Origin of the sequence: Burkholderia sp. Ac-20349, from assembly GCF_017104865.1 — a bacterium.
In the GTDB taxonomy this organism is placed as follows: Bacteria; Pseudomonadota; Gammaproteobacteria; order Burkholderiales; family Burkholderiaceae; genus Burkholderia; species Burkholderia aenigmatica.
Window position 1 is genome coordinate 1 of the sequence record NZ_JAAGPM010000268.1, and the last position, 4562, is coordinate 4562.

The window sequence follows — 4562 nt, forward strand, 5'->3', positions numbered from 1 at the left end:
CGCGCACGGCGCTGGACGCCGAGTTCGCGAAGGCGGGCCTGGCGCCACCGTCCGTGCTGATGGAATCGGTGTCATGGCAGACCAACCGCGCGGTGGCCGAGCAGTTGCCGTGTCTGTTCGTGCAGTCGGCCCGTGCGTTCGCGCTGGCCGCGCGCGCAGGCGAGCGCGTCGGCCGGTTGCCGCTGAAGCTGTCGACGATGCCTGAAACGGTCGGCGCGTTGTATGCGGCGCCCGCGGGCGTGTCGGTCGCGGCCGCGATCGATGCGTTGAAGGCCGTGACGCGCACGGATCCCGGCGCGGACGACTGAACGCGAACGGAGCCGGGGGCACCGCCACGATCCGACGCACCGTGTGCGCACGCGGCGCGGGCCGGGCCCGGTCTTGCCCCCAGGCCGTCGCATCGCGCGCGAGTCTTTCGGCAAGCTGACTGCCGGCGGCAAACGCCGCACCGACCGCGCGTAACCCCTGATGCGCACGGATCCCCGGCGTGTCACGGATTGGTGTTAAATAGTTTTCGGCGCGCGTTGGCACCGCGCGTTTCACGGGGCGCACCGGGCATCGGCGTAAACCCGGGGCGAAAAACGGCACGAAGGATCGAAAACGAATCGGGCGCATCAGACCCGATCGGACCGACGGCAGGATTCATCTTGAATACCGAACCGCAAAGTTCTCGTTACAGTCTCGGGCTCGCGGCGGAAGTGCTTGCGTCCGAGCAAAGCGTGCTGAGACTGATCACGCGCAACACACCGCTGCCGGAGCTGTTGGTCGAAGTCTGCCGGCGTGCCGAGGCTTTGCTCGGCGACGGCGCGTCATGCACGATCCTGCTGCTCGATCCCGACGGCGTGCACGTGCACGTCGGCGCCGCGCCGTCGTTGCCCGCGCAGTACAGCGCGGCGATCGAAGGCGCGTCGATCGGCCCTGCGGCCGGCTCGTGCGGCACGGCGATGTACCTGCGCCGGATGGTCGCCGTCGAAGACATCGAAACCGATCCGCTCTGGGCCGACTACCGTTCCGTCGCGTTGCCGCTGGGCTTGCGCGCCTGCTGGTCGGTGCCGTTCCTTGACGACACCGGCGCCGTGCTCGGCGCGTTCGCCGTCTATCACCGCACGCCGCGCCGGCCCGGCGACGAGGAAACCGCGCTGTTGCGCGATATCGGCAACAGCGTGGGCCTCGCGGTACACCAGGACCGGATCGCGCGACAGCTCGCGCGCAGCGAGGAACATCACCGGCTCGTGGTCAACAGCCTGCACGAAGGGATCCTCGTCGTGTCGCGCGACGGCGTCGTGGTCGCGAGCAACCCGAGCGCGAACCGGATGATGCGCGTGCATGGCGACCTCGTCGGCCGCCGGCTGTCGACGGTGATCCTGCGCAAGCTGCATGAAGACGGCTCGCCGATCGCGCCCGACGAATGGCCGAGCCGGCGCGCGCTCGAGACGGCCACGCCGATGCTCGACTACACGGTCGGCTTCGGCCTCGCGGACGGCGACGTCATCTGGGTGCGCGGCAACGCGGTGCCGATCGTTAAGCCGGGCGACAAGCAAGCCGACTCGGTGCTCGTGTCGTTCAACGACATCGGCCCCGTGCGCGAAGCGCAGCAGCAGTTGCGCTACCTGGCGACGCGCGATGCGCTGACGGGCCTCTACAACCGCCGCTGGCTCGGCGACCGCATGCGCGAGCTGTTCGGCGGACACGATGCGGCGGGCGGGCCTGCACGCGTCGCGATCCTGTTCATCGATCTCGTCGGCTTCAAGAAGGTCAACGACACGGCCGGCCACGAAGCGGGCGACGCGCTGCTGCGCAGCGTCGCCGCACGGCTCTCGGCCTGCGGCGGCGGGCAGTATGCGCTCACGCGGGTGGGCGGCGACGAGTTCGTGATCCTCGTCGAGGACTGCGCCGATCCCGAGCGGCTCGCGGTGCTCGCGCGCGAGGTGATCGATGCGATCGCGAAGCCGTTCGCGATCGCGAACAACGAATACTGGCTCGGTGTGTCGATCGGGATCAGCGTCGCGCCGCGCGACGGCGACGACGCCGTCACGCTGATGCGCAACGCCGATTCGGCGATGTACGACGCGAAGCAGCGCGGCCGCAATCACTTCACGTTCTTCACCGCACAGCTCAACCTGCGGCTGCAGCGCCGCTTCGCGATCGAGCAGTCGCTGCGGCGCGCGCTCTCGTCGGACATGCTGCGGCTCGCGTATCAGCCCGTCGTCGACGCGCGCAGCGGCCGCACGGTCGGCGCCGAAGCGCTGCTGCGCTGGACGAGCCCCGAGCTCGGGCCGATGTCGCCGACGGAGTTCGTTCCGGTCGCGGAAGATACGGGGCTGATCGTCGCGATCGGCCAGTGGGTGCTCGAAACCGCGTGCCGGCAGGCGGCCGAATGGCGCCGCACGATCGCGCCCGACCTGATGCTGGCCGTCAACCTGTCGCCGCGGCAGTTCCACGAGGGGCTCGTCGAATCGGTCGATCGCTGCCTCGCGCAGACGCGGCTCGATCCGTCCGCGCTCGAACTCGAGATTACCGAAGGACTGCTGATGAACGACACGGACACCGTACTGCCGATGCTCGAGGCGCTCACGGACATGAACGTGCGGATCTCGGTCGACGATTTCGGCACCGGCTATTCGTCGCTCGCGTACCTGAAGCGCTTTCCGCTGCACAACCTGAAGGTCGACCGCTCGTTCGTGTCGGGCGTGCCCGATCATCACGATTCGGTGGCGATCACGCAGGCCGTGGTCGCGATGGCGCATTCGCTCGGGATGAAGGTCACGGCCGAAGGCGTCGAGACGCAGGCGCAGTCGTGGTTTCTGCAGCAGATCGGCTGCGACATGCAGCAGGGCTATCTGTTCAGCCGTCCGCTGGATCCGAACGACTACGCGCGCCGGCTCGGCGCCGTGTGAGCGCGGCGCGCGCCCGGCGTTCAGCGTTCAGTCGCCGCGCGGCGCGCCAAAGCCGCCGAACCCGCCGGGGCCCGGCGTCGTCGGCGTCGCATCGATCTCGACGCGGTTCTTGCCTTCGTGCTTCGCGCGATAGAGCGCGCGGTCGGCCGCTTCGATCAGCAGGGTCGTCGGCAGGCCGGGCATCGGCACGATGCTCGCGCCGCCGATGCTGATCGTCACGGTGCTGCCCGTCGACGACTGCGCGTGCCGCAGCCGCAGCGCCTCGACCGCGAGGCGGATCTTCTCGCCGAGCAGCCGCGCGGCGCCGGGCGACGTGGCCGGCATCACGACCGCGAATTCCTCGCCGCCGAAACGCGCGGCGAGATCGCCCGACTGGCCGAGGCAGCGCTCGATGGTCGACGCGATCTGCTTGAGCACGCTGTCGCCCGACACGTGGCCGTACGTGTCGTTGTACAGCTTGAAATTGTCGACGTCGATCATCAGCAGCGACAGCTCGCTGCGTTCGCGCGTGCCGCGCCGCCATTCGGCGGCGAGGTATTCGTCGAGATAGCGCCGGTTCGACAGCCCGGTCAGGCCGTCCGAATGCGTGAGGCGCCGCAGCTCGAGATTGGCTTCGAGCAACTGCTGCTGCGATTGCCGCAGCGCGCGGTAGGCCTCGTCGCGCTGCAGCAGGTTCATGTACGAGCGCGAGTGGTAGCGCACCCGCGCGACGAGCTCGATGCGGTCGGGCAGCTTCACGAGGTAGTCGTTCGCGCCGGCCGCGAACGCGGCGCTCTTGATCGTGGGCTCTTCCTGCGTCGACAGCACGATGATCGGCACGTCGCGCGTCGCCGGATTCGTCCGGTACGCTTTCACGAGGCTCAGCCCGTCGGTGCCGGGCATCACGAGGTCCTGCAGGATCACGGTCGGCCGCGTCTCGATCGCGGTGGCCATCGCGTCGTCCGACCGCGGGCAGTAGTGGAAATCGATACCTTCCTCGTCGACGAGCGCGCGCCGCACGGCTTCCGCGACGATCGTCTGGTCATCGACCAGCAGCACCATCGCCGGCACGTCGGCGGGCGGCGTGTAGGGGCCGCCTGGCGGGCGAGTCAGGTCAAGGGTCATGGTCGATGCGGGTTGTTGCGGTTGTTGCAGGGGCAGGCAAGGGTGTTGCGCGTGTTCATCGTCGGGCTCAGATTCTCGCGAGCGCCGCCAGCTCGCCCGCGATGCGCCCGAGCGGCAGGATCGCGCGCGCCGCGCCGAGTGTCGCGGCCGCCTTCGGCATGCCGTACACGGCGCTCGTCGCCTCGTCCTGCGCGATCGTATGGTAGCCCTTCATCCGCAGCGCCTTCAGGCCGATCGCGCCGTCGCGGCCCATCCCGGTGAGCAGCACGCCGATCACGCGGCCGGGCCAGTGCTCGGTCAGGCTGTTGAAGAACACGTCGACCGACGGGCGATACGGCGTGGCGGCCGGCTCGCGCGTGTATTCGAGCGTGCCGGCGCGCGTGATGCGCAGGTGGTCGTCGGTCGCGGCGAGCAGCGCGACGCCCGGCTGCGGGCGGTCGCCTTCGCGCGCGACGCGCACGGCGAGCGGCGTCTGGCCGTCGAGCCATTGCGCCATGCCTTCGGCGAACGCGCGGTCGACGTGCTGGACGATCACGATCGGCGCACTGAAATCGGCCGGCA

General features: G+C 69.5%; 3 protein-coding genes and 1 pseudogene. 2 read left to right on the forward strand and 2 right to left on the reverse strand.

All coding sequences use genetic code 11. The features are described from left to right. A pseudogene (locus G3N61_RS38120) lies at window positions 1-308 on the forward strand (LysR family transcriptional regulator); the annotation flags it as partial. Window positions 309-647: 339 nt separating this feature from the next. Then, complete coding sequence (locus G3N61_RS38125; protein ID WP_205825009.1) at window positions 648-2897, forward strand: EAL domain-containing protein; 2250 nt, start codon at window positions 648-650, stop codon at window positions 2895-2897. Between the two features lie 27 nt (window positions 2898-2924). On the opposite strand, the gene G3N61_RS38130 is transcribed toward G3N61_RS38125, so the two are convergent. Both G3N61_RS38130 and G3N61_RS38135 read right to left on the reverse strand, forming a co-directional pair. Further along, window positions 2925-4001 carry a diguanylate cyclase gene (locus G3N61_RS38130; RefSeq protein ID WP_205825011.1) on the reverse strand — a complete coding sequence of 359 codons (1077 nt, stop codon included), beginning with the start codon at window positions 3999-4001 and terminating at the stop codon, window positions 2925-2927. Between the two features lie 67 nt (window positions 4002-4068). Next, window positions 4069-4562, reverse strand: a 494-nt coding sequence (locus G3N61_RS38135; protein ID WP_277405135.1) for a chemotaxis protein CheB, incomplete at its 5' end; no start/stop codon positions are given.